This is a genomic window from Streptomyces sp. NPDC047085 (assembly GCF_040643735.1).
Taxonomy (GTDB): domain Bacteria; phylum Actinomycetota; class Actinomycetes; order Streptomycetales; family Streptomycetaceae; genus Streptomyces.
In genome coordinates, this window is sequence record NZ_JBEYUW010000001.1 from 585,470 (window position 1) to 608,677 (window position 23,208).

At 71.8% G+C, this 23,208-nt stretch carries 24 protein-coding genes; 8 read left to right on the forward strand and 16 right to left on the reverse strand.

The genetic code is table 11. The annotated features are described in order from the left end of the window. Positions 1 to 9 precede the first annotated feature (9 nt). From chvE to ABZ865_RS02375, 4 genes are all read right to left on the reverse strand, one after another. The gene (gene chvE / locus ABZ865_RS02360; protein WP_361222562.1) at positions 10 to 1,119 is read right to left on the reverse strand and encodes a multiple monosaccharide ABC transporter substrate-binding protein; all 1,110 of its coding nucleotides are present in this window, start codon (positions 1,117 to 1,119) and stop codon (positions 10 to 12) included. A 37-nt stretch (positions 1,120 to 1,156) separates the two neighbouring features. Beyond that, positions 1,157 to 2,128: a hypothetical protein gene (locus ABZ865_RS02365; RefSeq protein ID WP_361222563.1), complete on the reverse strand. Its 972-nt coding sequence runs from the start codon at positions 2,126 to 2,128 to the stop codon at positions 1,157 to 1,159. A gap of 182 nt (positions 2,129 to 2,310) precedes the next feature. Beyond that, positions 2,311 to 3,327, reverse strand: coding sequence for an alcohol dehydrogenase catalytic domain-containing protein (locus tag ABZ865_RS02370; protein ID WP_361222565.1), 1,017 nt, complete (start codon positions 3,325 to 3,327; stop codon positions 2,311 to 2,313). Continuing rightward, on the reverse strand, positions 3,324 to 4,481 hold the full coding sequence (locus ABZ865_RS02375; protein WP_361222567.1) for a mandelate racemase/muconate lactonizing enzyme family protein: 1,158 nt from the start codon (positions 4,479 to 4,481) through the stop codon (positions 3,324 to 3,326). Before ABZ865_RS02375 ends, ABZ865_RS02370 begins: the two co-directional genes overlap by 4 nt. Before the next feature lie 200 nt (positions 4,482 to 4,681). Here ABZ865_RS02375 and ABZ865_RS02380 point away from each other — a divergent pair, with 200 nt between their 5' ends. Then, on the forward strand, positions 4,682 to 5,695 hold the full coding sequence (locus ABZ865_RS02380) for a hypothetical protein (RefSeq protein ID WP_361224421.1): 1,014 nt from the start codon (positions 4,682 to 4,684) through the stop codon (positions 5,693 to 5,695). 195 nt (positions 5,696 to 5,890) lie between these two features. After that, complete coding sequence (locus ABZ865_RS02385; RefSeq protein WP_361222569.1) at positions 5,891 to 7,051, forward strand: serine hydrolase domain-containing protein; 1,161 nt, start codon at positions 5,891 to 5,893, stop codon at positions 7,049 to 7,051. Between the two features lie 62 nt (positions 7,052 to 7,113). On the opposite strand, the gene ABZ865_RS02390 is transcribed toward ABZ865_RS02385, so the two are convergent. Both ABZ865_RS02390 and ABZ865_RS02395 read right to left on the reverse strand, forming a co-directional pair. Continuing rightward, positions 7,114 to 7,533 (reverse strand): organic hydroperoxide resistance protein, encoded by a 420-nt coding sequence (locus tag ABZ865_RS02390; protein WP_361222571.1) that lies wholly within the window; start codon positions 7,531 to 7,533, stop codon positions 7,114 to 7,116. 94 nt (positions 7,534 to 7,627) lie between these two features. Beyond that, complete coding sequence (locus tag ABZ865_RS02395; RefSeq protein ID WP_361222573.1) at positions 7,628 to 8,626, reverse strand: NADP-dependent oxidoreductase; 999 nt, start codon at positions 8,624 to 8,626, stop codon at positions 7,628 to 7,630. Positions 8,627 to 8,730: 104 nt separating this feature from the next. Here ABZ865_RS02395 and ABZ865_RS02400 point away from each other — a divergent pair, with 104 nt between their 5' ends. Together ABZ865_RS02400 and ABZ865_RS02405 are read left to right on the forward strand one after the other, a co-directional pair. Next, positions 8,731 to 9,165 carry a MarR family transcriptional regulator gene (locus ABZ865_RS02400; RefSeq protein WP_361222575.1) on the forward strand — a complete coding sequence of 145 codons (435 nt, stop codon included), beginning with the start codon at positions 8,731 to 8,733 and terminating at the stop codon, positions 9,163 to 9,165. A 514-nt stretch (positions 9,166 to 9,679) separates the two neighbouring features. Beyond that, positions 9,680 to 10,483, forward strand: a complete 804-nt coding sequence (locus ABZ865_RS02405; RefSeq protein ID WP_361222577.1) for an EI24 domain-containing protein — start codon at positions 9,680 to 9,682, stop codon at positions 10,481 to 10,483. Here the strand turns inward: ABZ865_RS02405 and ABZ865_RS02410 are convergent. After that, a complete protein-coding gene (locus tag ABZ865_RS02410; protein WP_361222579.1) occupies positions 10,473 to 11,726 on the reverse strand; it encodes a pyroglutamyl peptidase in 1,254 nt (417 codons plus the stop codon). The genes ABZ865_RS02405 and ABZ865_RS02410 overlap by 11 nt on opposite strands. 74 nt (positions 11,727 to 11,800) lie before the next feature. Next, on the reverse strand, positions 11,801 to 12,772 hold the full coding sequence (locus ABZ865_RS02415) for a LysR family transcriptional regulator (protein WP_361222581.1): 972 nt from the start codon (positions 12,770 to 12,772) through the stop codon (positions 11,801 to 11,803). Positions 12,773 to 12,830: 58 nt separating this feature from the next. Here ABZ865_RS02415 and ABZ865_RS02420 point away from each other — a divergent pair, with 58 nt between their 5' ends. Together ABZ865_RS02420 and ABZ865_RS02425 are read left to right on the forward strand one after the other, a co-directional pair. Beyond that, the gene (locus tag ABZ865_RS02420; protein WP_361222583.1) at positions 12,831 to 13,220 is read left to right on the forward strand and encodes a RidA family protein; all 390 of its coding nucleotides are present in this window, start codon (positions 12,831 to 12,833) and stop codon (positions 13,218 to 13,220) included. Positions 13,221 to 13,230: 10 nt separating this feature from the next. After that, positions 13,231 to 13,581 (forward strand): YrdB family protein, encoded by a 351-nt coding sequence (locus tag ABZ865_RS02425; protein WP_361222585.1) that lies wholly within the window; start codon positions 13,231 to 13,233, stop codon positions 13,579 to 13,581. A 195-nt stretch (positions 13,582 to 13,776) separates the two neighbouring features. Here the strand turns inward: ABZ865_RS02425 and ABZ865_RS02430 are convergent, their stop codons facing one another. Together ABZ865_RS02430 and ABZ865_RS02435 are read right to left on the reverse strand one after the other, a co-directional pair. Beyond that, entirely contained in the window at positions 13,777 to 14,748 is a 972-nt protein-coding gene (locus tag ABZ865_RS02430) for an aldose epimerase family protein (RefSeq protein ID WP_361222587.1), read from the reverse strand. A 27-nt stretch (positions 14,749 to 14,775) separates the two neighbouring features. Continuing rightward, complete coding sequence (locus ABZ865_RS02435; RefSeq protein ID WP_361222588.1) at positions 14,776 to 15,669, reverse strand: SGNH/GDSL hydrolase family protein; 894 nt, start codon at positions 15,667 to 15,669, stop codon at positions 14,776 to 14,778. 277 nt (positions 15,670 to 15,946) lie between these two features. Between ABZ865_RS02435 and ABZ865_RS02440 the strand changes: the two genes are divergently transcribed. Next, the gene (locus ABZ865_RS02440) at positions 15,947 to 16,441 is read left to right on the forward strand and encodes a DUF3145 domain-containing protein (protein ID WP_361222590.1); all 495 of its coding nucleotides are present in this window, start codon (positions 15,947 to 15,949) and stop codon (positions 16,439 to 16,441) included. A gap of 72 nt (positions 16,442 to 16,513) precedes the next feature. On the opposite strand, the gene fabF is transcribed toward ABZ865_RS02440, so the two are convergent. The 5 genes from fabF to fasR form a co-directional block, all read right to left on the reverse strand. After that, positions 16,514 to 17,776 (reverse strand): beta-ketoacyl-ACP synthase II, encoded by a 1,263-nt coding sequence (gene fabF, locus ABZ865_RS02445; protein WP_361222591.1) that lies wholly within the window; start codon positions 17,774 to 17,776, stop codon positions 16,514 to 16,516. Positions 17,777 to 17,873: 97 nt separating this feature from the next. Next, positions 17,874 to 18,122: an acyl carrier protein gene (locus ABZ865_RS02450; RefSeq protein WP_030341284.1), complete on the reverse strand. Its 249-nt coding sequence runs from the start codon at positions 18,120 to 18,122 to the stop codon at positions 17,874 to 17,876. A 106-nt stretch (positions 18,123 to 18,228) separates the two neighbouring features. Further along, entirely contained in the window at positions 18,229 to 19,260 is a 1,032-nt protein-coding gene (locus tag ABZ865_RS02455) for a ketoacyl-ACP synthase III (RefSeq protein WP_361222593.1), read from the reverse strand. Positions 19,261 to 19,274: 14 nt separating this feature from the next. Further along, the gene (locus ABZ865_RS02460) at positions 19,275 to 20,201 is read right to left on the reverse strand and encodes an ACP S-malonyltransferase (protein ID WP_361222594.1); all 927 of its coding nucleotides are present in this window, start codon (positions 20,199 to 20,201) and stop codon (positions 19,275 to 19,277) included. A gap of 89 nt (positions 20,202 to 20,290) precedes the next feature. Next, entirely contained in the window at positions 20,291 to 21,496 is a 1,206-nt protein-coding gene (fasR, locus tag ABZ865_RS02465; RefSeq protein ID WP_361222596.1) for a fatty acid biosynthesis transcriptional regulator FasR, read from the reverse strand. Positions 21,497 to 21,621: 125 nt separating this feature from the next. On the opposite strand from fasR, the gene ABZ865_RS02470 reads away from it, so the two are divergent. Further along, positions 21,622 to 22,281 carry a pirin family protein gene (locus ABZ865_RS02470; RefSeq protein WP_361222598.1) on the forward strand — a complete coding sequence of 220 codons (660 nt, stop codon included), beginning with the start codon at positions 21,622 to 21,624 and terminating at the stop codon, positions 22,279 to 22,281. 36 nt (positions 22,282 to 22,317) lie between these two features. On the opposite strand, the gene ABZ865_RS02475 is transcribed toward ABZ865_RS02470, so the two are convergent. Further along, positions 22,318 to 23,139 carry a serine hydrolase domain-containing protein gene (locus ABZ865_RS02475; protein WP_361222600.1) on the reverse strand — a complete coding sequence of 274 codons (822 nt, stop codon included), beginning with the start codon at positions 23,137 to 23,139 and terminating at the stop codon, positions 22,318 to 22,320. Between the last annotated feature and the right edge of the window lie 69 nt (positions 23,140 to 23,208).

Here is a 23,208-nt window from a genome sequence, read left to right on the forward strand (position 1 = left end):
GGCGGGCGCTTACTTGAGCTCGGACGCGGTGTAGTAGCCGCCGTCGATCAGGACCTGCTGGTAGTTGGACTTGTCGACGCTCACCGGCTGCAGCAGGTAGGCGGGCACGACCTTGGTGCCGTTGTTGTACGACGTGGTGTCGTTGACCTCGGGCTTCTTGCCGTTGAGGACGTCGTCGACCATCGTCGAGGCGACCTCGGCGAGCTTGCGGGTGTCCTTGTAGACGGTCTGCGTCTGCTGACCGGCGATGATCGACTTCACCGAGGCCAGCTCGGCGTCCTGGCCGGTGATCACCGGCAGCGGCTTGCTCCCCGAGCCGTAGCCGTCCGACTTCAGCGACGACAGGATGCCGATGGAGATGCCGTCGTACGGGGAGAGGACCGCGTCGACCTTCTCCGACTTGTAGGAGGAGGTCAGGATGTCGTCCATGCGCTTCTGCGCGGTGGCGCCGTCCCAGCGCAGGGTGGTGACCTTGTTCAGCTCGGTCTGGCCCGAGCGGACGACCAGCTGCTTCTTGTCCATGTACGGCTTCAGGACGCTCATCGCGCCGTTGAAGAAGTACCGGGTGTTGTTGTCGTCGTTGGAGCCGGCGAACAGCTCGATGTTGAACGGGCCCTTCTTGCCGCTGTCCAGGCCCAGCTTGTGCACGATGTACGTGCCCTGGAGCTTGCCGACCTTCTCGTTGTCGAAGGACGCGTAGTAGTCGACGTTCTTGGTGCCGAGGATCAGGCGGTCGTAGGCGATGACCGGGATGTGCGCGTCCGCGGCCTCCTGGAGCACGTTGTTCAGGGACTTGTTGTCGATCGCCGCGACGATCAGGCCCTTGACGCCCTGCGTGATCAGGTTCTCGATCTGGGAGACCTGGGTGTCCGGGTCGTCCTCGCCGTAGACCAGCTTGGTCTTGTAGCCCTTGGCCTCCAGGTTCTTGACGACGTTCTTGCCGTCGGCGATCCAGCGCTCGGAGGACTTCGTCGGCATGGCGATGCCGATGGTGCCGCCCTTGGCGCTGCCCTTCTCCGCCTTGCTGCCGCCGTCGCTGTTCTGGCCGCAGGCGGACAGGGCGAGGGCGAGGGAGGCGGCTCCGGCTATCGCGGTGAGAGCGGCTCTGCGGTTGCGCATGGTGATCCGTCCTTGTTCTTCTCGTCGTTGAGCGGGGTCACGCGGTGGTGATGGGGAAGCGGTTGAGCGGGCCGGGCAACCGGGAGCCGAGCGGCGCCATGCCGTCGTCCGCGCCGTGCCGGGCGAGCAGGTCCAGGGCGAGCCGGCCGCGCCGCACCCGCTCCCGGGCGGTGTCCAGGGTCACGTCCCGCAGATGGGTGCCCCACGGGTAGATGCCGGGAGCCTTGGACAGGCCGAACTTCAGATAGAGCGGTGCGCCGCGCCGGATCAGCTCGGCGACCTCGTACATCCGCACATAGCCGCCGAGATCGTCGGGGGCCTCGATGTACATGTCCATGGGGGCGCCGGACACCCGGCGGATCTCGGTGAGGTGATCGAGCGTCAGATCGCTGGGCACGTTGATGGAGTCGGCCCCCAGCCCCTCGTACACCGCGTACGCGGCGGGGTTGACCGGTCCGATCAGCGCCGAGACCTTCAGGGTGGTGTCGGCCGGGATGATCCCGGTCTGGCGCGCCCGGTGCAGGGTCCACAGCACGCCTTCGTCGGCGACCAGCAGGCACTTGACGCCCAACTCGGTTGCCCTGACGGCGTCTTCGACGCAGCCGGCGACGGCGTCGTGGCCGCGGGCGCGCAGTCCGGCCCCCCGCGAGTCGGAGCGCACCGAGCCGCCGATGTCCCAGGTGCCGCGCGGGCCGGTGAACAGGCACAGCTCGATGTCGCGCTCGCCGGTCGCCTCGACCATCTCGGTGATCTCGGCGTCGGTGAGCATCCACACCCCGCTGCCCTGGCTGATCCGGTGGATCGGCACGTCGAGGCGCGAGGCCTCCTTGAGGACGACCGCGAGCGCTTCGGGACCCTCGCACGAGGGGATCTCGGTGCGCCAGCGGCCGCCGCCGGGGAAGCCGTGGGCGGAGGCGTCGGCGGGGTCGAGGGCGGGCGCGCCCAGGCCGAGAGCGGCGAGCGCCTGCTCACCGGGCCTGCGGGCTGCCGGGGCGGAAGCGTCGGTCACAAGCTGTCCTTCTCGTTCGTTGCGTTTCGTTGCGTGCGGTGGGCGCTCGTTGACATCGGTGCGTGCGCTCGTCGACTTCGCGTTCGATATTTCGGACAAGGTTCGGGACTGTGGGTACGGGAAGACCTTGGTGGTGCGCCGGTCGGGGCGCCGTTCAGGTCACACCCCGGCCGGCGCACGACTCAGGGGTGGAGCAGCACCTTGCCCACCTTCGGATCACCGGCCCCCACCAGCTCGATGGCCTGCGGGAACTCGGTCAGCGGCAGCTCGTGCGTGACCAGCGGCAGCGGGTCCAGCAGACCGGCGCCGAACACCCGTACGGCATGCGCCCAGGCGTCCGGCGGCGCCCCGAAGACCGTGTGCACCTCCAGCTGTCGTACGACGAGGTCGGTCGGGTCGAGCCCATCCGCGCCCGGCGCCGGGATCCCGGTCAGGACCAGGCGTCCACCGCGCCTGAGCAGGGAGGCGGCGGTGCGCGCGGCGGACGCGGACCCGGCGGTCTCGATCACGACGTCGTAGTCCTCCGGCAGCTCCTGGTCCCGGAGCCGGAAGTCGGTCGCCCCGAACTGCCGGGACAGCGCCTCCCGGTCCCGTCCGGTGCCCACCACCAGCAGCTCCACCGGCGAGATCGCCTTCAGGAACTGCACGGCGAACATCCCGAGCGTGCCCGTGCCGACCACCGCGACCCGCTCGCCCGGCCGGGCGTTCGCCTTCAGCGCGGCGGCCGCGACACAGGCGGCCGGCTCCAGCAGGGCGGCGGCCGTGAGGTCGGCGCCGTCCGGCAGCGGATGCAGCAGCCGGGCGGGCAGGGTGAGCGTGCCGGCCATCGCGCCCGGCTGGGTGAACCCCGTCTCCTCGTACCCCGCCGTGCACAGCGTGGTCTCGCCCGCGTGACAGCGCTCGCACACCTGGCAGTTGCGGAAGCCCTCCCCGACGACCTTGCGGCCGACGAGGGACGCGGGGACTCCCGGGCCCACCTTCGCGACCGTCCCCGACCACTCGTGGCCGGGCGTGAGCGGGTAGCGCACGTACCCCTCGGGCCGGTTGCCCTGGTACACCTCGCGGTCGCTGCCGCAGATGCCCACCGCGTGCACGGCGACCAGCGCCTCGCCGGGACCGGGATCGCGGGGTGTGTGCTCGACGAGCCGGTGCGCACCGGGCGCCTCGATCACGACCTGCCTCAGTGTGCGGGCGCTCACTTCGACCCCTTCGGCCGGCGCTGCTCCCAGCCCTCGGCCCACAGGTCGAACCGGGCCTGCTGCTGCGGGAACTCGGCGGCGGCGTCGGTGTCCAGCTCGACACCGAGGCCGGGCTTGTCGGAGAGGTGGAAATAGCCGTCCACGACCTCCGGCGCCCCCTTCACGACCTTCTTGATCTCCGCGTCCGCGAAGTCGTTGAAGTGCTCCAGGATCTTGAAGTTCGGGGTGCTGAAGCCGACTTGGAGGCTCGCCGCGGTCAGCACGGAGCCGCCCACGTTGTGCGGGGCGACCAGCGTGTAGTGGGTCTCGGCGGTGGCGGCGAGCTTACGGGTCTCCCAGATGCCCCCGATGTGGCCGACGTCGGGCTGGATGATGTCCGCCGCCTGGCTCTCGAACAGCTCACGGAACTCGATCCGGTCGTGGATGCGCTCACCGGTGGCGACCGGGATGTCCACCTTGGCCGCGACCTTCTCCAGCGCCTTCAGGTTCTCCGGCGGCACGGGCTCCTCCAGCCAGGCCGGCCGGAAGGGCGCGAGCTCCCGTGCCAGCCGTACGGCCGTGGCGGGGGAGAAGCGGCCGTGCATCTCCAGCATCAGCTCGGCGTCGGGCCCGATGGCATCCCGCACGGCCTCGATGAGCGAGACGGCGTACCGGGTCTGCTCGTGGTCCAGCTCGAAGTGGCCGGTGCCGAACGGGTCGATCTTCAGCGCGCGGTACCCGCGCTCCATGACCGCCCGGGCCGCCTTGTGGTAGGCATCCGGGGTTCGCTCGGTCGTGTACCACCCGTTGGCGTATGCCTTCACCCTGTCGGTGACCTTGCCACCGAGCAGCTGCCACACGGGCACGCCGAGCGCCTTGCCCTTGATGTCCCAGCAGGCCATCTCGACGACCGCGATGCCGGACATGACGATCTCGCCGGCCCGCCCGTAGTCGCCGTACTTCATGCGGCGCACCAGATCCTCGACGGCGAACGGGTCGGATCCGACGATGTGGTTGGCCTGGGCCTCCCGCAGATAGCCGATCAGCGCGTCGGTGCGGCCGAGCATCCGGGTCTCGCCGACCCCGGTGATCCCCTCGTCGGTGTGCACCTGTACGTATGTCAGATTGCGCCAGGGCGTCCCGACCACGTGGGTGCTGATTCCGGTGATGCGCACGGCAGTTGCCTCTCGCTGTTCGAGATTTCGTCACACGTTCGAAATGTTGGCGTGACAGTAAGGATGGGACGGCGAGGGTGTCAATGGGGCGAACAGGTAACGGTTTCGGCAAGGGTTTCGAGAGAATGTGCCATCTCCCACGAAACCTTCACAACGCCGCCTAGGAACGGGACGGGTGCGGAATCTAGTCTTCCCGCGTCATGGACTACTGCCACCCGTGCCAACGGCACCTCAACGGCGCCCTGGCCTGCCCCGGCTGCGGCGCCCCGGCGCAGACGGCCGACGCGCCCGCGCACGTACCCGTCGCGCACGGATACGGCGGCACGGTGGCCGACCCCTACGCACCAGCCGGACCCACGGGCGGCCACCCGAGCCACGCCCCCTACGCCACGCCGACACCCCCCGCGGGCGCACGGATCCCCCGCCAGGGCGGCGCCCCCGAGGCATACGACTCGCCGGACGCACACGCCGCCCCCGCGGCCGAAGGCGAGTACGGCGACGAGTACGAGGACGGGTACGAGGACGCCTACACGGACGGCTACACGGGCGAGTACGCGGACCGGTACGAGGACGAACGCGGCGGCGACACAGCGGACGACACAGGGGACGACACAGGGGACGACTCAGGAGTCGACGACGGCCACGCGCCCGACGGCCATGCCCCCGACGACTCCGCACCCCGCTCCGGCCGCCGCCAGACCCGTGCCGAGGGGAGCCGCCGGGACCGCAAGGCCGCCGCGCACCGGCGCCGGCGGCGTCGTACGGTGCTGATCACCGCGGGACTGGTCCTGGCGGCGGGCGGCCTGACCTTCGCCGAGGTCGGCATGGACGCCCCCTTCTCCACCGGCGGCCCCGCGGCCTCCGAGGACACCTCCACGAACGGCGACGCGACCTCCACCTCCCCGGACAGCAGCACGGCCACCCCGCTGAACGGCACCTCGGGCGTCACCTCGGCCGGCCACACCTCGGCCTCCCCGGGAGCGTCGGCCTCCGCGTCCGCGTCCGAGTCCCCGAAGGACAAGGCCTCCACGTCCCCGAGCGCCACGGACAAGGCCGCGCATTCGGCCACGACCGGCCCCCGCCCGTCGGCCACGGCCGCCCCGCCGACCTCCGGCCCGACCAGCACCCCCACCACCGCTCCGACCACCTCGGTCCCGACCCCCCATCCCTCACCGACCAAGACGTGCAACCGCTTCCTGTGGTGGTGCACCTAGCCCCACCCGGCCGTCCGTGCCTCCGTAGTGCCCGTGGCATCGGCCATCCGGGCTAGCGGTGATACCAACCGGGGGCCGGGGTGGTTGAGTCGATCAGGTACGTCTCGTCGTACTCGACGCCGGGAACGCCCGAAGCCGGAGCGGGCGTTGCGTCGAGGGGGAGCAGCGAGCAGCGGCTCAGTCTGAGGAGAGCGGATGACGCAGGAGATCAGCGTGCACGGCACCGTCGCCGAGGGCTTCGAGGCGGTGCGTGAGGAGTTCGCCGAATTCGTCGCCGGGGAACGGGGCGACTACGAGGGCCAGTTGTGCGCGTACGTCCACGGCCGGCGGGTCGTCGACCTGTGGGCGGGCGAGGGCGCCGACGGGGACTCGCTGTACGGCGTGTTCTCGTCCACCAAGGGCGCCGCCCACCTCGTCGCCGCCCTGCTGGTCCAGGACGGCACGCTGGAACTGGACCGCAAAGTCACCTACTACTGGCCCGAGTTCGGCGTCGAGGGCAAGGGCGCGCTGACCCTGCGCGACCTGCTCGCGCACCGCGCCGGTCTGGTGGGCACCGACACCGGCTTCAGCGCGGCGGAGCTGGCCGACGACCGCGCGCTGGCCGAACGCCTCGCCGACCAGCGCCCGTTCTGGCGGCCGGGCATGGCCTTCGGCTTCCACGCGCTGGTGATCGGCGCACTCACCGGCGAGGTCGTCCGGCGCGCGACGGGCCGTACGATCCAGGAGCTGTACGAGGAGCGGATCCGCGCCCCCTACGGCCTGGACTTCCACCTCGGCCTGCCGGCCTCCCGCGAGCCGCGCTTCCGTACCACGCAGCCGATGCTGCCCACCCCCGAGCAGCAGGCGCAGCTCAACGCCCTGCCGACCGGTCCGCACACGCTCACCGCGATCGCCTACAACCGGCACGCCCCCGAGCCGACCGACCTGGAGTCCCTGCCGAACGACCGCACCGTCCGCGCGAAGGGCCCCGCCTCGGTGGGCGGCGTCGCCTCGGCGCGCGGCCTGGCCGGGATGTACGCGGCGATGATCAGCGAGGTCGCCGAGAAGGCGCCGCTGCTGAAGGAGGACACGGTCGCGGAGTTCGGGCAGCCGCACTCCGTCGGGTACGACCTGGTGGCCCGGGCCCACAAGTCGTTCGGCCTGGGCTTCCAGGCCACGGCCGACACCTGGTACCCCTTCCTCGGCGCCGGCGCGATCGGCCACAGCGGCGACGCTGGCTCCCAGGCCTTCGCCGACCCCCGCAGCGGCCTCGCCTACGGCTACACCCGCCGCCGCTTCGCCTTCCCGGGCGGGGCGGCCCCGGAGAACGACCGGCTGGCACTGGCCGTACACCGGGCGGCACTGGCGAGCAGATGACGGAACACGGCAGCCGCACCCCAGAGCGAGGATGCGGCCGCCGCTGTACGCAACGCTCGCTGTCAGCCGAGTGTCACGGTGACATTGCCCCGCGTCGCCTTCGAGTAGGGGCACACCTGGTGGGCCTTCTCGATCAGGCTCCGCGCGGTGTCCGCGTCGACGTTCGGGATGCTCGCCGAGATGTCGACGATGATCCCGAACCCCTCCTCGTTCTTGCCGATACCGACCTTCGCGGTGACGGTCGACCCGGAGATGTCCGCGCCCTCCTGGCGCGCGACAACCCCGAGCGCGCCCTGGAAGCAGGCGCTGTAACCCGCGGCGAACAGCTGCTCCGGGTTGGTGCCGGCGCCGCTGCCGCCCATCTCCTTGGGCGGGTTCACGACGACGTCGAGCTTGCCGTCGTCGGTCGCGACGCGGCCGTCGCGACCGTTCTCGGCCGTGGCGACGGCGGTGTACAGGACGTCGGAGTGCTGGATGGGCATGCGGTGTCTTCCTCCTCGGTCCGCCGCGACTCGCGCCCACGATCGACGGCGTATTTCGGAAAGAAGTTACCGCATGCCGAAAAGGCCGGGAAGGCTAGAGCTTGACGACCATCTTGCCGATGTTGTCGCCCCGCAGGACCCCGAGGAACGCCTCCAGGGTGTTCTCGACGCCGTCGACCACGGTCTCCCGGTACTTCAGCGCGCCCGAGGCGACCCACGGGCCGACCTCCTGGACGAACTGCGGCTGCAGGTCGTAGTGGTCGCCGACCAGGAAGCCCTCGATCCGGCCCCGGGTCTGGATCAGCCGGGCGAGGTTCCTCGGGCCGGGCGCGGGCTCGGTGTTGTTGTAGACCGAGATCATGCCGCAGACCGCGATCCGGCCGCCCTGGTTGAGCGAGCCGATGGCCGCCTCCAGGTGGTCCCCGCCGACGTTGTCGAAGTAGACGTCGATGCCGTCGGGCGCCGCCTCGCGCAGCTGCTCGGCGACCGGGCCGTTCTTGTAGTTGAACGCGGCGTCGAAGCCGTACTCCTCCACCAGCAGCTTGACCTTCTCGTCGGACCCGGCCGAGCCGATGACCCGGGAGGCGCCCTTGAGCTTGGCGATCTGCCCGACCTGGCTGCCCACGGCACCGGCCGCGCCGGAGACGAAGACGACGTCGCCCTCCTTGAAGGAGGCGGTGCGCAGCAGGCCGGCGTAGGCGGTGAGGCCGGTCATGCCGAGTACGCCGAGGTACGTCGACAGGGGAGCAGCCTCCGGGTCGACCTTGACCGCGTGCTGCGCGTCCATGACCGCGTACTCGCGCCAGCCGAAGAAGTGCAGGACGTGGTCGCCGACGGAGATGCCCTCGGCGTTGGAGGCGACGACCTCGCCGACGGCGCCGCCCTGCATGGCTTTGCCCAGCTCGTAGGGGGCGGCGTAGGACTTGGCGGCCGACATCCTGCCGCGCATGTACGGATCGACGGAGAGGTACTCGTTCCGCACCAGCACCTGGCCCTCGCCGGGGGTCGGGACCTCGGTCTCGACCAGGGCGAAGTCCTCGGGCTTCGGCCAGCCGACCGGCCGGCTCAGCAGGTGCCACTCACGGTTGATCATCACGGTCCCTTTCCGAAACTCCTCGGCGCCGATTACTTCAGCACCTGAAACAACAGTGCATCTGAATATTTCAGGTTGTCAAGTAATGAGGTATCCTGGGGGTTATGGCCACACCGCAGAGCACCCGTCCGGACGAACTGACCGTGGAGGTCGTCGAACTCATCGCCGAGGTGGTGGCCCGTTACCACGCGGACTACGAGGAAGCCGCCTCCGGGCACGCGCTCACCGGCGCGCAGGCGAAGCTGCTCAGCCTGCTGGCCCTCGACCCGCTGCCCATGCGCAAGCTCGCCCAGAAGCTGAAGTGCGAGCCGTCCAACGTGACCGGGATCGTGGACCGCCTGGAGTCCCGCGGCCTGGTCGAGCGCCGGCCCGACCCCGCCGACCGCCGGGTCAAGATGGCCGTCGCCACCGACGAGGGCCTGCGCGTGGTCCGCGAACTGCGCGAAGGTCTCCGCTTCGCCCGCGCCCCCCTGGCCGGCCTCTCGGACGACGAACGCCGCTCCCTCCGCGACCTACTCCGCCGCATGCTCGACACCTGAGCCACCCCAGCCTCCGGCCCCGGCCGGCCCCGCCCCCCGCTTCCGCTCCGGCCCCCGCCCCGGCCCGGGGAGGCGGACTCGGCCCACCGCGCGACCCCGGCCCCGGCCCCGGTCCGCCTCACCGTCCCCGGTCCCGTCTTCCCGCCTCCCGGCCCCTGGGTCCCGGCTGGCCCCCGCGTTGGTCTGGGGGCCGGACTCGGTGCCGACCGAGCGGCCCCGGCCCCGGTCCGGCTCCCCGGCCCCGGTCCTGTCTTCCCGCCTCCCGGCTCCCGGCCCCTGGGTCCCGGCTGGCCCCCGCGCTGGCCTGGGGGCTGGACTCGGCCGACCGCGCGATCCCGGCCCCGGCCCCGGTCGGGCTCCCCGGTCCCGGTTCGGTCTTCCCGCCTCCCGGCCTCGGGCCCCCGGGTCCCGGCTGGCCCCCGCGCTGGTCCGGCCTCCCGGCCGCCCCCGGCCCGGCCCCCCCGGCCGACCGCGCGACCCAGGCCCCGGGCCGGCCCCAGGTAAAGTCTTCGTCATGCGTGATCTTGGGGTGGGGTTCGGGTATCTGCTGAGGGGCCAGCGCTGGGTGGGTCGGCATGGCCGGCAGTACGGGTTCGGGCTGCTGCCGGGCCTGATCGCCCTGGTCCTGTACGTGGCGGCGCTGGTCGCGCTTGCGGTGTGGGGGCCGGACGCGGTCGCCTGGGCGACCCCGTTCGCGGACGACTGGTCCAGCCCCTGGCAGGGCCTGTTCCGCGGCTTCCTCACGGCTGTCCTGTTCGCCCTCGGCCTGCTGCTGGCCGTCCTCACCTTCACGGCCGTCACCCTGCTGATCGGCCAGCCCTTCTACGAGAGCCTCTCGGAGAAGGTCGACGAGGACGTCTCGCCCGACGGCACCGCGCCGCGGTCCGGCCTGCCGCTCTGGCGCGAGCTGTGGATCTCCGCCCGCGACAGCCTGCGGATCCTGGTCCGGGCCGGGCTGTGGGGCGTCCTGCTCTTCGCCCTCGGCTTCCTGCCCGTCGTCGGGCAGACGGTCGTCCCGGTGATCGGCTTCTTCGTCACCGGTTTCTTCCTCACCGAGGAACTCGCCTCCGTCGCCCTCCAGCGCCGAGGCGTCGACCTCCGCGCCCGCCTCACCCTGCTCCGCTCCCGCAAGACCCTGGTCTGGGGCTTCGGCGCGCCCCTCGGCCTCGCCTTCCTGGTCCCGTTCGTCGCCGTGTTCCTGATGCCGGGCGCGGTCGCCGGCGCCACCCTCCTCGCCCGGGAACTGCTGGGCGAGGAGAGCGCGGACGACGAGGAGGAGTCCGCGGCGAACGGCGACGACGCGCAGGTCACTTCCTGAACGTGGCCTCCGCCGCCACCCGCACGATCGACCGCACCTGCGCGATGATGTCCAGCCGGTTGCGCACGAACTCGGGGTCGGTCACCGCCCCCGTCGCCGGGTCGGTGTTGCCCGCCCCGAACTGGAGCACGGGGGTGTGCACATGGCCGCCCGGCAGCCGGTCGTGCAGGCCCAGCCGGTCCCGCAGCAGCGTCGCCCGGTAGGCGATCTCGTTGGAGAGGTAGTCGCCGCCGCCCCCGGCCCGCGCCGTCGAGCGACTGGTCGGACCGTCCGGCCGTACGACCGGCTCGGTGCCCCCGGCCGGGATCTCGGTCACCTCCGTGTGGTCGTACACGGGGAACCGGCCCGTGTCCGCGGCCGTGACGGCGGCGTACGGCAGGGTCGTCGTGGTCCACTGCGGCTGCGTGGCCGGGTCGGTGACCGGGACGGTGCCGGTGGCCGAGACGTTGTCGTTGTCGGGGAAGCCGCCCCGCCAGGCCCCGTTGTTGCGCTCGATGTCGAAGCGTCCCACCCGGCCCTGGCTCACGGTTGTGAACAGGTCGACCTCCGGCAGACATGGCCGCAGGGCGCGCTCCACCGTGCCGTCCGCGAAGTCCCCCCAGCGCACCGGGAACACGGCCGTCTCCACCCGGGCCGGACCCTCGGCCGTCTCGATCACCGTCCCGTCGAGCGCCAGCGCGCTCGCCCCGGACGGATTGGAGATGCGGATGTCCCGGTCCAGCGTGAACGGGTCGAAGCCGGTGAGGAGGACGCGTCGGACATGCCCGCGCGCGGGATAGCGGATGTCGGTCTGGCCGCGTGACGTCCGCTCCAACTGGTCGAGCAGTGCGGCGCGTTGGGCGTCGTTGAGGATGAACTCCGGCTCCCAGGCGCGCACTTCCCTGGTCAGTTCCAGCCGGGCCCAGTACAGCGGCCGGTCGTCGTCCCGGCTCAGGTCGCCGCCCGTCGGCCCGCGTCCCTGCGCCCGGTCGACGGCCCTGCGCCACAGCGCGGAACCCTCCCGTACGACGATCCGGCGGGCCAGCGCGTAGGAGCGGGTGCCGGCCAGCTCCCGGACGAACTCCGGTGCCACGTCGTCGAATCCGGAGCGCCGGAGGATCTCCCGCGGTACGGCCTTGTCGAGCCGCTGCTCCTCGACCGTGGGGGAGAGGGCCGTTCCGGCGGCGGCCGGCGTGATCGGGACCGCCAGGCCGGCCAGCAGGGCCATGCCGAGGACGGCGGTGCGTATGCGTAACGAGGTCAAGGGCGTTCGGTCCTTCCGTCGCTGTGGGGCGCGTGGTGCGGGGGACGGCGGAAGTATCGCGTGACGCACGGGAACTACGCCATGGCGTCTTCGAGCCGCGCGGCCTCCTCACGCAGCACCGCCAGGAACGCCCGTACCGCCGGCGCCTGCGACCGCCCCCGCACGGTCGCCGCGTACACCGCCCGCACCGGCGCCCGCTCGTCGCGCACCGGGAGCAGCACGACATCCGGACGCACCGAGGGCGCGGCCAGCCCCGGCACCAGCGTCACGCCCAGCCCGGCGGCCACGTACCCCTGCTTGGCGGTCCACTCGGCCACCACATGCGCCACCCGGGGCCGGAACCCCTCCCGCAGGGCCGCGTCCAGCAGCGTGCCCTCGGGGCGCGCGCTGCCGGAGACCCAGTCGGCGTCGGCGAGCTGGGCGAGCCGCACCCCGCCCGCACCGGCCAGCGGATGCGCGGCCGGGACGGCGACGTACAGCGGCTCGTCCAGCAGGTGGTGCAGGTCGTACGGCTCCGGCGGGGTGCCGCCCGTCGAGGAGACCACGGCCAGCTCCAGGTGCCCGGCGGTGAGCCGGTCCAGCAGCCGGGGCGTGAGCCCCTCCTCCCGCTCGACCCGGACGGCCGGATGCCGGGCCCGGAAGGCGGCCAGGGCACGCGGGACGAGCGCCGCGTCCGCCGTCGCGAACGCCCCGAACCGCAGCCGTCCGCACGCCACTTCACGCAGCGCGACCAGCTCCCGCACCGCGCCGTGCAGCGACTCCGTCACCGCCTCCGCGTACGGCACCAGCGCCCGGCCCGCCTCCGTCAGCCGCACCCCGCGCGGCAGCCGGTCGAACAGCGGGCCGCCGGCGAGTGCCGCCTCCAGCGAGGCCACCTGCCGGGACACCGCCGACTGCGTCCAGCCCAGCGCCCGCGCGGCCACCGTGAACGAACCGGCCCGGGCCACCTCCAGGAACACCCGCAGCCACACGGTGGACAGATCGGGGGCCTGGTCGTACGAGTGGTCAGGTGAGTGGTCGTGCGAGTGGCCATGCGGGAGAGGCATGGCAGCCATGCTAGACATTCGCTTGTCGCATCCCTCGGTCGGTCCTAGCGTCGACGGCATGCAGATCAGCATCGGCAACCCCGCCTCCGCACCCCAGCCGCTCAGCCCGTACTACTCCCAGGTCGCCCGGGTCGAACACGCCGACGGCAGCGCCCTGTTGTACCTGTCCGGGCAGATCGCCGAGGGAGCTACCCTCGCCGAGCAGACCAGGGGTGCCTTCGAGACCATCGACGCCCTGCTCAAGGCCCACGGCGCGACCCTCGCGGACGTCATCAACATCCGCACCTACCTCACCGACATCACCAGGCTCGACGAGTACGGCGCGGTCCGCCGCCAGTTCCTCACCGGCACCCCGCCGACCAGCATGACCTTCGAGGTACCGCGCCTGTTCCGCCCCGAGGCCCAGGTCGAGATCGAAATCGTGGCGGCGGTACCGGCGGACAGGTGATACTCCCCGCGTGAAGACAGCGAAGGCCGTGAACCTCGGCGTCATATTCCTGACCGAACTCGGCGTCATCGTGGCCGTCGCCTACTGGGGGTTCGGCACCCTCCACGCCCCCGCCTCCGCGATGGGCGTGTTGGGACCGGCCGCCCTCGTCGGGCTGTGGTCCCTGTTCGGCTCCCCGAGGGCGAGGTTCAAGGTGCGCGGCGCCGTTCGCTTCGCCTTCGAACTCCTCTGGTTCGGCGCGGGCGCCGCCGCCCTCTACGCCGCCGGGCAGCACGCCCTGGCGCTCGTCTTCGCGCTCGTGTGCGCGGTTAGCAAGGCCCTCGCCTTCGCCTGGGAGCGGGAGCCGGAGCGGGCGCGCTGACGCGTCGGAGTCGTGGGCGTGTGTGAAGGGTTCGTACGAGATCGCCGCCGGCCGCTCGAACTCCAACCATGAACCGAGCGCGGCGATTAGGGTCAGATCCGGGAAAAGTCCCCCACGCACAGCCCCGGTCCGTGACCTGACACACGGTCCGGGGCTCGGGACTTCCGGCGCCTTCCCGGCGCCCCTTCGGTCCGGCTAGCGCACCGACAAGCCGTACACCGTCTCGGAGCGGAACACCCCGCCCGGCCGCAGGAGCGTGCTCGGGAAGTCCGGGTGGTTGGGGGAGTCCGGGAAGTGCTGGGTCTCCAGGGCGATGCCGCCGCCGGGCGCGAACCGGCCGCCCAGCTGGTCGGCGGTGTAGAGCTGGAGGCCCGGCTCGGTCGTGGCCACGGTGAGCACCCGCCCGGAAGCGGGGTCGTACAGCTCGGCCACCTCCTCGGCCGTCTCGGTGACACCCTTGTCCAGCACGAAGTTGTGGTCGTAGCCGGAGCCGGTCTTACGCGGCGTCCGGAAGTCGAAGCGCGAGCCGGTCACGTCCGCGAGGGCCCCGGTGGGGATCAGGCCGGCGTCCACCGGGGTGTACCGGGAGGCGGCCAGCCGCAGCTCGTGGCCGCCCGCGTGACCGGAACCGCTCAGGTTCCAGTACCCGTGACTGGTCAGGTTGACGACCGTCGGGGCGTCCGTCACCGCCTCGTACGCGATCCGCAGCGCACCAGAGGCGTCCAGCGTGTACGTCACCGTCACCGCGAGCCGGCCCGGGAAGCCCTCCTCGCCGTGCGGGCTGACCCGGCTCAGCCGCAGCCCGTGCCCGGCCGGCTCCACCTCCCACACCCGCTTGTCGAACCCGCGCGCCCCGCCGTGCAGCGAGTTCGGCCCGTCGTTCTGCTCCAGCGCGTACGTGACGCCGTCCAGCGGGAAGCGGCCCCCCGCGATCCGGTTGGCGTACCGGCCGATCAGGGCGCCGAGATACGGTTCCGGGTGCGCCAGGTAGCCGTCGAGACCGGGGAACCCCAGCACCACGTCCGCCGTGCGCCCCTCCCGGTCCGGCACCTCGACCGACTGCACGATCCCGCCGTACGACAGCACCCGCACCCGTACCCCGCCGCGCTCCAGCGTCCAGCGGTGCACCGGAGTGCCGTCGGAAAGTGTGCCGAAAAGTTCGCTCATGTGGGAAACCCTAAGGCAGGCCCCAGGTCACGGGCGTTCGGCCGTGATCGTCCGGTACGCGATCTCGGCGAGCCGCGCCTGCCCGTTCCGGCTCGGGTGGAACCAGTCCCAGTGGCTGAGCTGATCGGTGCCGAAGCGGAAGTCGAAGACCGCGTTGCCGTCGAAGCGGCAGCGGCGGTCCTTGGCGCAGACCTCCTTCAGCACCGCGTTGTACGCCTCCACCCGCTGCTGCACCTTCTCCCGCCGCTGCACGGCCGAGCGGGTCAGATCGTCCGCGTCGCCCAGCATCGACGGGCAGATGCCCAGCTTCCACACCTGCTTGCCCAGCGGATCCGCGCGGCCCTCGGCCCACAGCCGCATCAGGTTCGGCACGCTCGCCACGTACACCTGCGTCTTCGGCAGCGCCGTCCGCAGGGTGCTCAGCGCCTTCTCGAAGTCCGCGCGGAAGTCCGCCACCGACGTCATCGCCCGCACCGAGCCGCGGCAGGCGTCATTGGCGCCGGCCATCACCGTCACCAACTCGGGGCTCCGGGCGGCCGCCTGGGCCATCTGGTCGGGCAGGTCGGCCATCCGGGCGCCCGTCACCGCGTAGTTCCAGCTGCGCTCCGCCGCCCCCGTCACCCCCAGCAGGCGTACGGCCAGGCTGTCCACCTTCGCGTCACTGCCCGTCGCCCACGACACCTCGGGGCAGTCCGAGAACACCGTGCACGCGTCGAAGCCGCGCGTGATGGAGTCGCCGACCGCGGCGATCGAGTCCGGGCTGCGGTCCCACACCGGAGCCGGTCTCGGGGCGGGACGGGACGCGCTGTCGGAATCCTTCGTACCGGAGCCGCCCCCGCCGAAGGCGCCGCACCCCGTGGCCAGTACCGCCGCCGTCACCACGGCGACGGCGGCCCGCACACGGTGGCCTCGCTTCCGCATCCCTGCTGGTCCCCTCACTCGTCACTCGTCGCCGCGGCACTCGTCGCCGTGGTGCTCCCTCCCATAACAACGTGCGGGAGTTCCCGGCCGGGCCCCCTGGAACGGCGCACCCCCGTACAAGCGTCCCCCTGGGTGAATGGCAGTGGATTCCTGGCAGCGGGACCGACGGTACGTCACACTCCTTGCACCGCCGCAAGGTAGCCTCGCCATGAACGCGGCCGTCGCGCCACTGCCGCCAGCCAGTCCGCAAGATGTCCCGCTCTGCCCGGAGGTTCCGGTGACGACACGTGGAGTTCTGTACGTGCACTCCGCGCCGCGCGCGCTGTGCCCGCACGTCGAGTGGGCCGTCGCCGGCGTGCTCGGCACACGCGTCAACCTCGACTGGATCCGGCAGCCCGCGGCCCCCGGCACCTGGCGCTCGGAGTTCTCCTGGCAGGGCGAGGCCGGCACCGCCTCCAAGCTCGCCTCCGCCCTGCGCGGCTGGCACCTGCTCCGCTTCGAGGTCACCGCCGAGCCCTGCTCCACCGCCGAGGGCGAGCGCTACAGCTGCACCCCCGACCTCGGCATCTTCCACGCCGTCACCGGCATCCACGGCGACATCCTCATCCCCGAGGACCGTCTCCGCGCGGCGCTGACGCGGTCCCAGCGCGGAGAGACGGACCTGGAGGCCGAGATCGCCAAGCTCCTGGGCAAACCCTGGGACGACGAACTGGAACCTTTCCGCTACGCGGGCGAGGGCGCCCCGGTGCGCTGGCTGCACCAGGTGGTCTGAGCAGAGCCGCCTGTACGAGGAAGGGCCCCCACCGGCTGGTGGGGGCCCTTCCTCACGTTCTCAGATGGTGCCTCAGATCGTGCGGAACGCCAGCACCACGTTGTGGCCGCCGAACCCGAACGAGTCGTTCAGCGCGGCGATCCGGCCCTCGGGGAGCGCCCGCGCCTCACCGACGACCACGTCCGCGTTGACCTCGGGGTCCAGCTCGCTCACGTTGATGGTCGGCGGAGCCACCCGGTTCACGAGCGCCAGGATCGACGCGACGGACTCGATACCACCCGCACCACCCAGCAGGTGACCCGTCATCGACTTGGTCCCGGAGATGGCCATGTGGTCGACGTCGTCGCCGAACACCTTCCGCAGCGCCTTGATCTCGGCGACGTCGCCCTGCGGCGTCGACGTGGCGTGCGCGTTGACGTGCACGACCTCGGCCGGCTTCAGGTCGGTGCTGTCCAGCAGGTTCTGCAGCGCGTGCGCGATGCCGTTGCCGGACGGCTCGGGCTGCGTGATGTGGTGGCTGTCGGCGGAGATGCCCTGGCCGACCGCCTCGACGTAGATCCGGGCACCGCGGGCCTTCGCGTGCTCCTCGGACTCCAGGACGATCACACCGGCGCCCTCGCCGAGCACGAAGCCGTCGCGGCCGGCGTCGTAGGGACGCGAGGCGCCCTGCGGGTCGTCGTTGTTCTTGGACATCGCCATCATGTTGCCGAACGCGGCGATCGGCAGCGGGTGGATGGCGGCCTCGGTACCACCGGCCACGACCACGTCCGCACGCCCGGTGCGGATCATCTCGATCGCGTACCCGATGGCCTCCGCGCCCGAGGCGCAGGCCGAGACCGGGGTGTGCACACCGGCGCGGGCACCCAGCTCGATACCGACGTTGGCCGCCGGGGAGTTGGGCATGAGCATCGGCACGGTGTGCGGGGAGACACGGCGAACGCCCTTCTCCTTCAGCACGTCGTACTGGTCCAGCAGGGTCGTCACGCCACCGATGCCGGAGGCGATGACCGCACCGAGCCGGTCGGGGTTCACGGACGCGTCCTCGCCCGCCTTGGCGGTGAACCCGGCGTCCTTCCAGGCCTCCTGAGCGGCGATCAGCGCGAACTGCGCCGAACGGTCCAGCTTGCGGGCCTGCGGCCGGGGGATGATCTCGCCCGGCTCGACGGCGATCTGCGCGGCGATACGGACCGGCAGCTGGGCCGCCCAGTCCTGCTCCAGGAGGCTGACACCGGACGTGCCGGCGAGCAGGGCCTCCCAGAACGAAGCTGCGTCGCCACCCAGCGGTGTGGTTGCGCCGATACCGGTGACGACCACGGTGCGATTGGTCGGGCTCACGGGAATTCTTTCTCCAACGGATGCGGGATTCATACGGCGCCACCGCCGGGTGGCGGGGCTGTGCAGCCTGACGGCCTGGGACGGCCTAAGGGATGACTCAGGCCTGGTGCTTGAGGATGTAGTCGGTCGCGTCGCCGACGGTCTTGAGGTTCTTGACGTCCTCGTCCGGGATCTTCACGTCGAAGCGCTCCTCGGCGGCGACGACGACCTCGACCATGGACAGCGAGTCGACGTCCAGGTCGTCGGTGAAGGACTTGTCCAGCTGGACGTCCTCGACCGGGATGCCGGCGATCTCGTTCACGATTTCGGCGAGACCGGCGACGATCTCTTCCTGGGTGGCGGCCATGTCAGGCGCTCCTTCTTCGATATTCCAGACGGTTTTACGGCGCCCGCCGCGCGCGCGGCGGGTGGTGCGACACGTGCGCCGGATCGCATGATCCGGCACGGAGTGCCTAGGGGAGGGTAACGACCGTGGCGGCGTAGACGAGACCCGCCCCGAATCCGATGACGAGCGCGGTGTCGCCGCTCTTCGCCTCCCCGGTCGCCAGAAGCCGCTCCATCGCGAGCGGAATCGAGGCGGCCGAGGTGTTGCCGGTGGTACGCACGTCACGGGCGACCGTCACGCTCTCCGGCAGCTTCAGGGTCTTCACCATCGAGTCGATGATCCGCATGTTGGCCTGGTGCGGGATGAAGACGTCCAGGTCGTCCGGGGTGATCCCGGCCGCGTCCAGCGCCTGCTGGGCGACCTTCGCCATCTCGAACACGGCCCAGCGGAACACCGCCTGGCCCTCCTGCGTGATCGCAGGGAACTTGATGTTGCCCTCGGCGTCGAGGGGCAGCTCGGCGACGTCGCCGATCCGGAACCGGTCCCACGGGACGGTCTGCTTGATGGTCTCGGCCTTGTCGCCCTCGGAACCCCACACGGTCGGGCCGATCGCCGGCTCCTGGGAGGGGCCGACCACGACCGCGCCGGCGCCGTCACCGAACAGGAAGGCCGTCGCCCGGTCCTCCAGGTCGGTCAGGTCGCTCAGCCGCTCCACGCCGATGACGAGCACGTACTCGGCGGAGCCCTCCACCACCATGCCCTTGGCGAGGGTCAGGCCGTAACCGAAGCCCGCGCAGCCCGCCGAGATGTCGAACGCGGCGGCCTTGTTCGTGCCGAGCTGGTCGGCGATCGAGGTGGCGATGGCCGGGGTCTGGCTGAAGTGCGAGACGGTCGACACGACCACGGCGCCGACCTGCTCAGCGGTGATGCCCGCGTCCGCGATCGCCTTGCCGGCCGCCTCGACCGACATCGCGGCGACGGTCTCCTCGGGGCCGGCCCAGTGCCGGGTCTCGATGCCGGAGCGCGAGCGGATCCACTCGTCGGAGGAGTCGATCTTCTCGAGGATCACCTCGTTCGGCACGACCCGGACCGGACGGTAGCCGCCCACGCCGAGAATGCGCGCGTACGGGGAGCCCTTGCTGGGCTTGATCTTCGCCATGATCGCTACGCTCCTTAGGCGTTCGCGAGCTCGGAGACGAGCGCGCGTGCCGCGTCGAGGTCGTCGGGGGTCTTCAGGGCCAGCGTCCTGACGCCCGGCAGGGCGCGCTTGGCCAGTCCGGTCAGCGTGCCGCCCGGGCACACCTCGATGAGCGCGGTGACGCCCAGTTCCTTGAAGGTCTCCATGCACAGGTCCCAGCGGACCGGGTTGGCGACCTGGCCGACCAGCCGCTCCAGCACCTCGGCGCCGGTGGCGACGGCCCGACCGTCCTTGTTGGAGACGTAGGTGACCGTGGGGTCGGCGGGCGTCAGCTCCGCGGCGGCCTTGGCCAGCGTCTCGACCGCCGGGGCCATGTGGTGGGTGTGGAAGGCGCCGGCGACCTTCAGCGGGACGACCTTGCGGACGCCCTCGGGCTTGTCCTCGTTCAGCGCGGCGAGCTGCTCCAGCGTGCCCGCGGCGACGATCTGACCGGCGCCGTTGATGTTCGCCGGGGTCAGACCGAGCTTCTCCAGGTGCGCGACGGAGACCTCCGGGTCGCCGCCGAGCAGCGCCGACATGCCGGTCTCGGTGATCGCGGCGGCGTCGGCCATGGCCAGACCGCGCCCCCGGACGAGGCGCAGGGCGGAGGTGTCGTCCAGGACGCCCGCGAACGCGGCGGCGGTGATCTCACCGACGCTGTGCCCGGCGACCGCGCCCGGCCCGAGGTCGGACATGTCACCGAGTGCCGCCGCCGACAGGATCCCGGCGGCGACCAGCAGCGGCTGGGCGACGGCGGTGTCGCGGATCGCGTCCGCGTCGGCCTGCGTGCCGTAGTGGGCGAGGTCGAGTCCGATGGCGTCCGACCAGGCGGCGACACGGTCGGCGGCACCGGGGAGTTCGAGCCAAGGGGTCAGGAAGCCGGGCGTCTGGGCGCCCTGGCCGGGAGCGACGAGTACGAGCACTCTCACACTCTCTCTTGGGGACGGCCGCGGCCGCCCGTGGGGACAGGGACGAAGAACACGGAGGGCTTTTGTGGGCCCTCGACAAAAAGCTAGGGCTGGGGGTCTCCATCGGCCAGACGCCCGAGGATCAGGGCGATCCGCAGTGTGAACGCGGATCGTACATCGGATGGCGACCAGCCGGTGACATCAGTCACACGTCGGAGCCGGTAGCGCACGGTGTTCGGGTGAACGAAGAGCATCCGGGCGGCGCCCTCCAGGCTGCTCGCCTGCTCCAGGTAGACGCTGAGGGTCTCCAGGAGCGCCGAACCCGCTTCCTCGAGCGGTCTGTAGATCTCCTCCACCAACTGCTCGCGCGCCCCCGGATCGCCCGCGATGGCCCGCTCCGGCAGCAGATCGTCCGCCAGAACCGGCCGCGGGGCGTCCTGCCAGGCCGAACACGCCTTCAGGCCCGCGGCGGCGGCCTGCGCGGACCGCGTGGCGGCCAGCAGGTCGGGTACGACGGGCCCCGCGACGACCGGACCGGCGGCGTACGGCCCGATCAGCGACTTGGCCACGGCGAGCGGATGCGGGCTGCCCCCGGCGATCACGACCAGCCGGTCCCCGAGCACACCGGTGAGGACCTGCAGCTTGGCATGGCGCGCGGCCCGCCGGATGGCTTCCACGGTCAGCTCGCTGTCCCCGTCGGGCGCGGTCCCGAGCACCACGCACACGTGCTCGGGGGAGTTCCAGCCGAGCGCGGCGGCCCGGCTCACCGCGCCCTCGTCCGCCTCCCCGCTGAGCACGGCGTTCACGACCAGCGACTCCAGCCGCGCGTCCCAGGCACCGCGTGCCTCGGCGGCCTGCGCGTACACCTGCGCGGTGGCGAAGGCGATCTCCCGGGCGTACACGAGCAGGGCCTCGCGCAGCACACTCTCGTCGCCGGGCGCCGCCACCTCGTCGATGGCGCTCTCCATGACCTCGATGGTGGTCCGCACCATCTCCACGGTCTGCCGCAGCGTGATGGCCCGGGTCAGCTCACGCGGCGCGGTCCCGAACACGTCCGTCGAGATGGCCTGGGGCGTTTCCGGGTGCCGGAACCACTCGGTGAAGGCGGCGATGCCCGCCTGGGCCACGAGCCCGATCCAGGAACGGTTCTCCGGGGGCATGGCCCGGTACCACGGCAGGGTCTCGTCCATGCGCGCGATGGCCTGCGCGGCGAGACTTCCGGAGGATTTCTCCAGCCGCTTCAGGGTCGCGGAGTGCGGGTGGACGTCGTGCGCTGCGAGTTCGCGGTGACGGGATTCGGGTTCGGGCACGTGGACAAGACTGCCTTATCCGGACGCGGGCGTGTGCCGCCGGGTCCGGATCAGCTGCCGGAGGGGGCCTGCGGCGGGGCCCGGACCCGGTTTACGGTGGTGCCCGTGATGGAGTGGTGCCTGTGATGGCTGTGGATGTCCGGCGCGCCGGTGAGCGCTACCGGGGGGGAGACCCCGAGGCCGGGATCGACACCCGGCACGCCTTCTCCTTCGGCCCGCACTACGACCCCGACAACCTGCGCTTCGGCGCGGTGATCGCCTGCAACGAGGAGCGGCTCGCGCCGGGCGCCGGGTTCGACGAGCACCCCCACAGCCACACCGAGATCGTCACCTGGGTCGTCGAGGGCGAGCTGACCCACCGCGACTCCACGGGCCACGAGACGAAGGTCCGCCCCGGCGACGTCCAGCACCTCAGCGCGGCGGCCGGCGTCCGCCATGTCGAACGCAACGACGGCCCCCGCCCCCTGACCTTCCTGCAGATGTGGCTGGCCCCGCTGGAGCCCGGCGGCGAACCGTCCTACGACATCGTCCCCGGCATCGCCGACGCCACGCCCTACGCGGTCCCGGGCGCCGGCGCGATGCTCCACGTCCGCCGCTTGGCTGCGGGCGAGCGCACGGCCGTACCGGACGCGCGGCTCGTGTACGCCCACGTCGTCCAGGGGGAGATCCGTCTGTCCGGCGAGACCCTGGGCCCCGGCGACTCGGCCCGCATCACGGGAGCGGAGGGGCTGGATGCGACAGCGATCACACCGACGGAACTTCTGCTCTGGGAGATGACGGGCTGACGCCGGCCGAAGCCCCCCGCCCAGCCCCCGCCGACCTCAGCCGCGCAGGTCCGCCAGTACCGCGTCCGTGAACGCCGGCCACGCCTCGACCGCCCAGGGGCCGAACGCGCGGTCGGTCAGGGCGGCGCACGCCACCCCCGCGTCCGGGTCGATCCACAGGAACGTGCCGGACTGGCCGAAGTGGCCGAAAGTGCGCGGGGAGGAGGAAGACCCGGTCCAGTGCGGGGACTTGGAGTCCCGGATCTCGAAGCCCAGCCCCCAGTCGTTCGGGTTCTGGTGCCCGTACCCGGGAAGCACGCCCTTCGTCCCGGGGTACTGCACGCTCATCGCCTCCGCGACCGTCCGCGGGTCCAGGAGACGCGGCGCCTGTATCTCCGCCGCGAACCGCAGCAGGTCCGCCACGGTCGACACCCCGTCCTTCGCCGGCGACCCCTCCAGCGACGTGGACGTCATCCCCAGCGGCTCCAGCACCGCCTGCCGCAGATACTCCGCGAACGGAATGTCCGTCGCCTTGGCGATGTGATCCCCGAGCTGCTCGAACCCGGCGTTGGAGTACAGCCGCCGCTCCCCGGCCGGAGCCATCACCCGGTGCTCGTCGAAGGCCAGCCCGGACGTGTGCGCGAGCAGATGGCGGACCGTGGACCCGGCCGGCCCCGCCGGCTCGTCCAGCTCGACCGCCCCCTCCTCGTACGCGACGAGCGCCGCGTACGCTGCCAGCGGCTTGGTCACGGAGGCCAGCGGAAAGCGGTGCCCGACGGGCCCGTGGGTCCCGAGGACCGTACCGTCGGCTCGTACGACCCCCGCCGCAGCGGTGGAAACCGGCCAGTTCTCGATCAGTGCCAAGCTGTGCAACGACATGGCAGTGAGCCTATGCGGCACGGCGTCCGCGCCGCATCAAGGGTCGGTTGCCACCAGGCTCCGCCCGGA

Excerpts from the sequence above, each read along its gene's own strand:
- chvE (WP_361222562.1), bottom strand. The coding sequence starts at position 1,119 with ATGCGCAACCGCAGAGCCGCTCTCACCGCGATAGCCGGAGCCGCCTCC.
- ABZ865_RS02380 (WP_361224421.1), top strand. The coding sequence starts at position 4,682 with ATGGACTACTGCCACCCGTGCCAACGGCACCTCAACGGCGCCCTGGCC.
- ABZ865_RS02385 (WP_361222569.1), top strand. The coding sequence starts at position 5,891 with ATGACGCAGGAGATCAGCGTGCACGGCACCGTCGCCGAGGGCTTCGAG.
- ABZ865_RS02390 (WP_361222571.1), bottom strand. The coding sequence starts at position 7,533 with ATGCCCATCCAGCACTCCGACGTCCTGTACACCGCCGTCGCCACGGCC.
- ABZ865_RS02395 (WP_361222573.1), bottom strand. The coding sequence starts at position 8,626 with ATGATCAACCGTGAGTGGCACCTGCTGAGCCGGCCGGTCGGCTGGCCG.
- ABZ865_RS02400 (WP_361222575.1), top strand. The coding sequence starts at position 8,731 with ATGGCCACACCGCAGAGCACCCGTCCGGACGAACTGACCGTGGAGGTC.
- ABZ865_RS02405 (WP_361222577.1), top strand. The coding sequence starts at position 9,680 with ATGCGTGATCTTGGGGTGGGGTTCGGGTATCTGCTGAGGGGCCAGCGC.
- ABZ865_RS02415 (WP_361222581.1), bottom strand. The coding sequence starts at position 12,772 with ATGCCTCTCCCGCATGGCCACTCGCACGACCACTCACCTGACCACTCG.
- ABZ865_RS02420 (WP_361222583.1), top strand. The coding sequence starts at position 12,831 with ATGCAGATCAGCATCGGCAACCCCGCCTCCGCACCCCAGCCGCTCAGC.
- ABZ865_RS02430 (WP_361222587.1), bottom strand. The coding sequence starts at position 14,748 with ATGAGCGAACTTTTCGGCACACTTTCCGACGGCACTCCGGTGCACCGC.
- ABZ865_RS02435 (WP_361222588.1), bottom strand. The coding sequence starts at position 15,669 with ATGCGGAAGCGAGGCCACCGTGTGCGGGCCGCCGTCGCCGTGGTGACG.
- ABZ865_RS02450 (WP_030341284.1), bottom strand. The coding sequence starts at position 18,122 with ATGGCCGCCACCCAGGAAGAGATCGTCGCCGGTCTCGCCGAAATCGTG.
- ABZ865_RS02455 (WP_361222593.1), bottom strand. The coding sequence starts at position 19,260 with ATGGCGAAGATCAAGCCCAGCAAGGGCTCCCCGTACGCGCGCATTCTC.
- ABZ865_RS02470 (WP_361222598.1), top strand. The coding sequence starts at position 21,622 with ATGGCTGTGGATGTCCGGCGCGCCGGTGAGCGCTACCGGGGGGGAGAC.
- ABZ865_RS02475 (WP_361222600.1), bottom strand. The coding sequence starts at position 23,139 with ATGTCGTTGCACAGCTTGGCACTGATCGAGAACTGGCCGGTTTCCACC.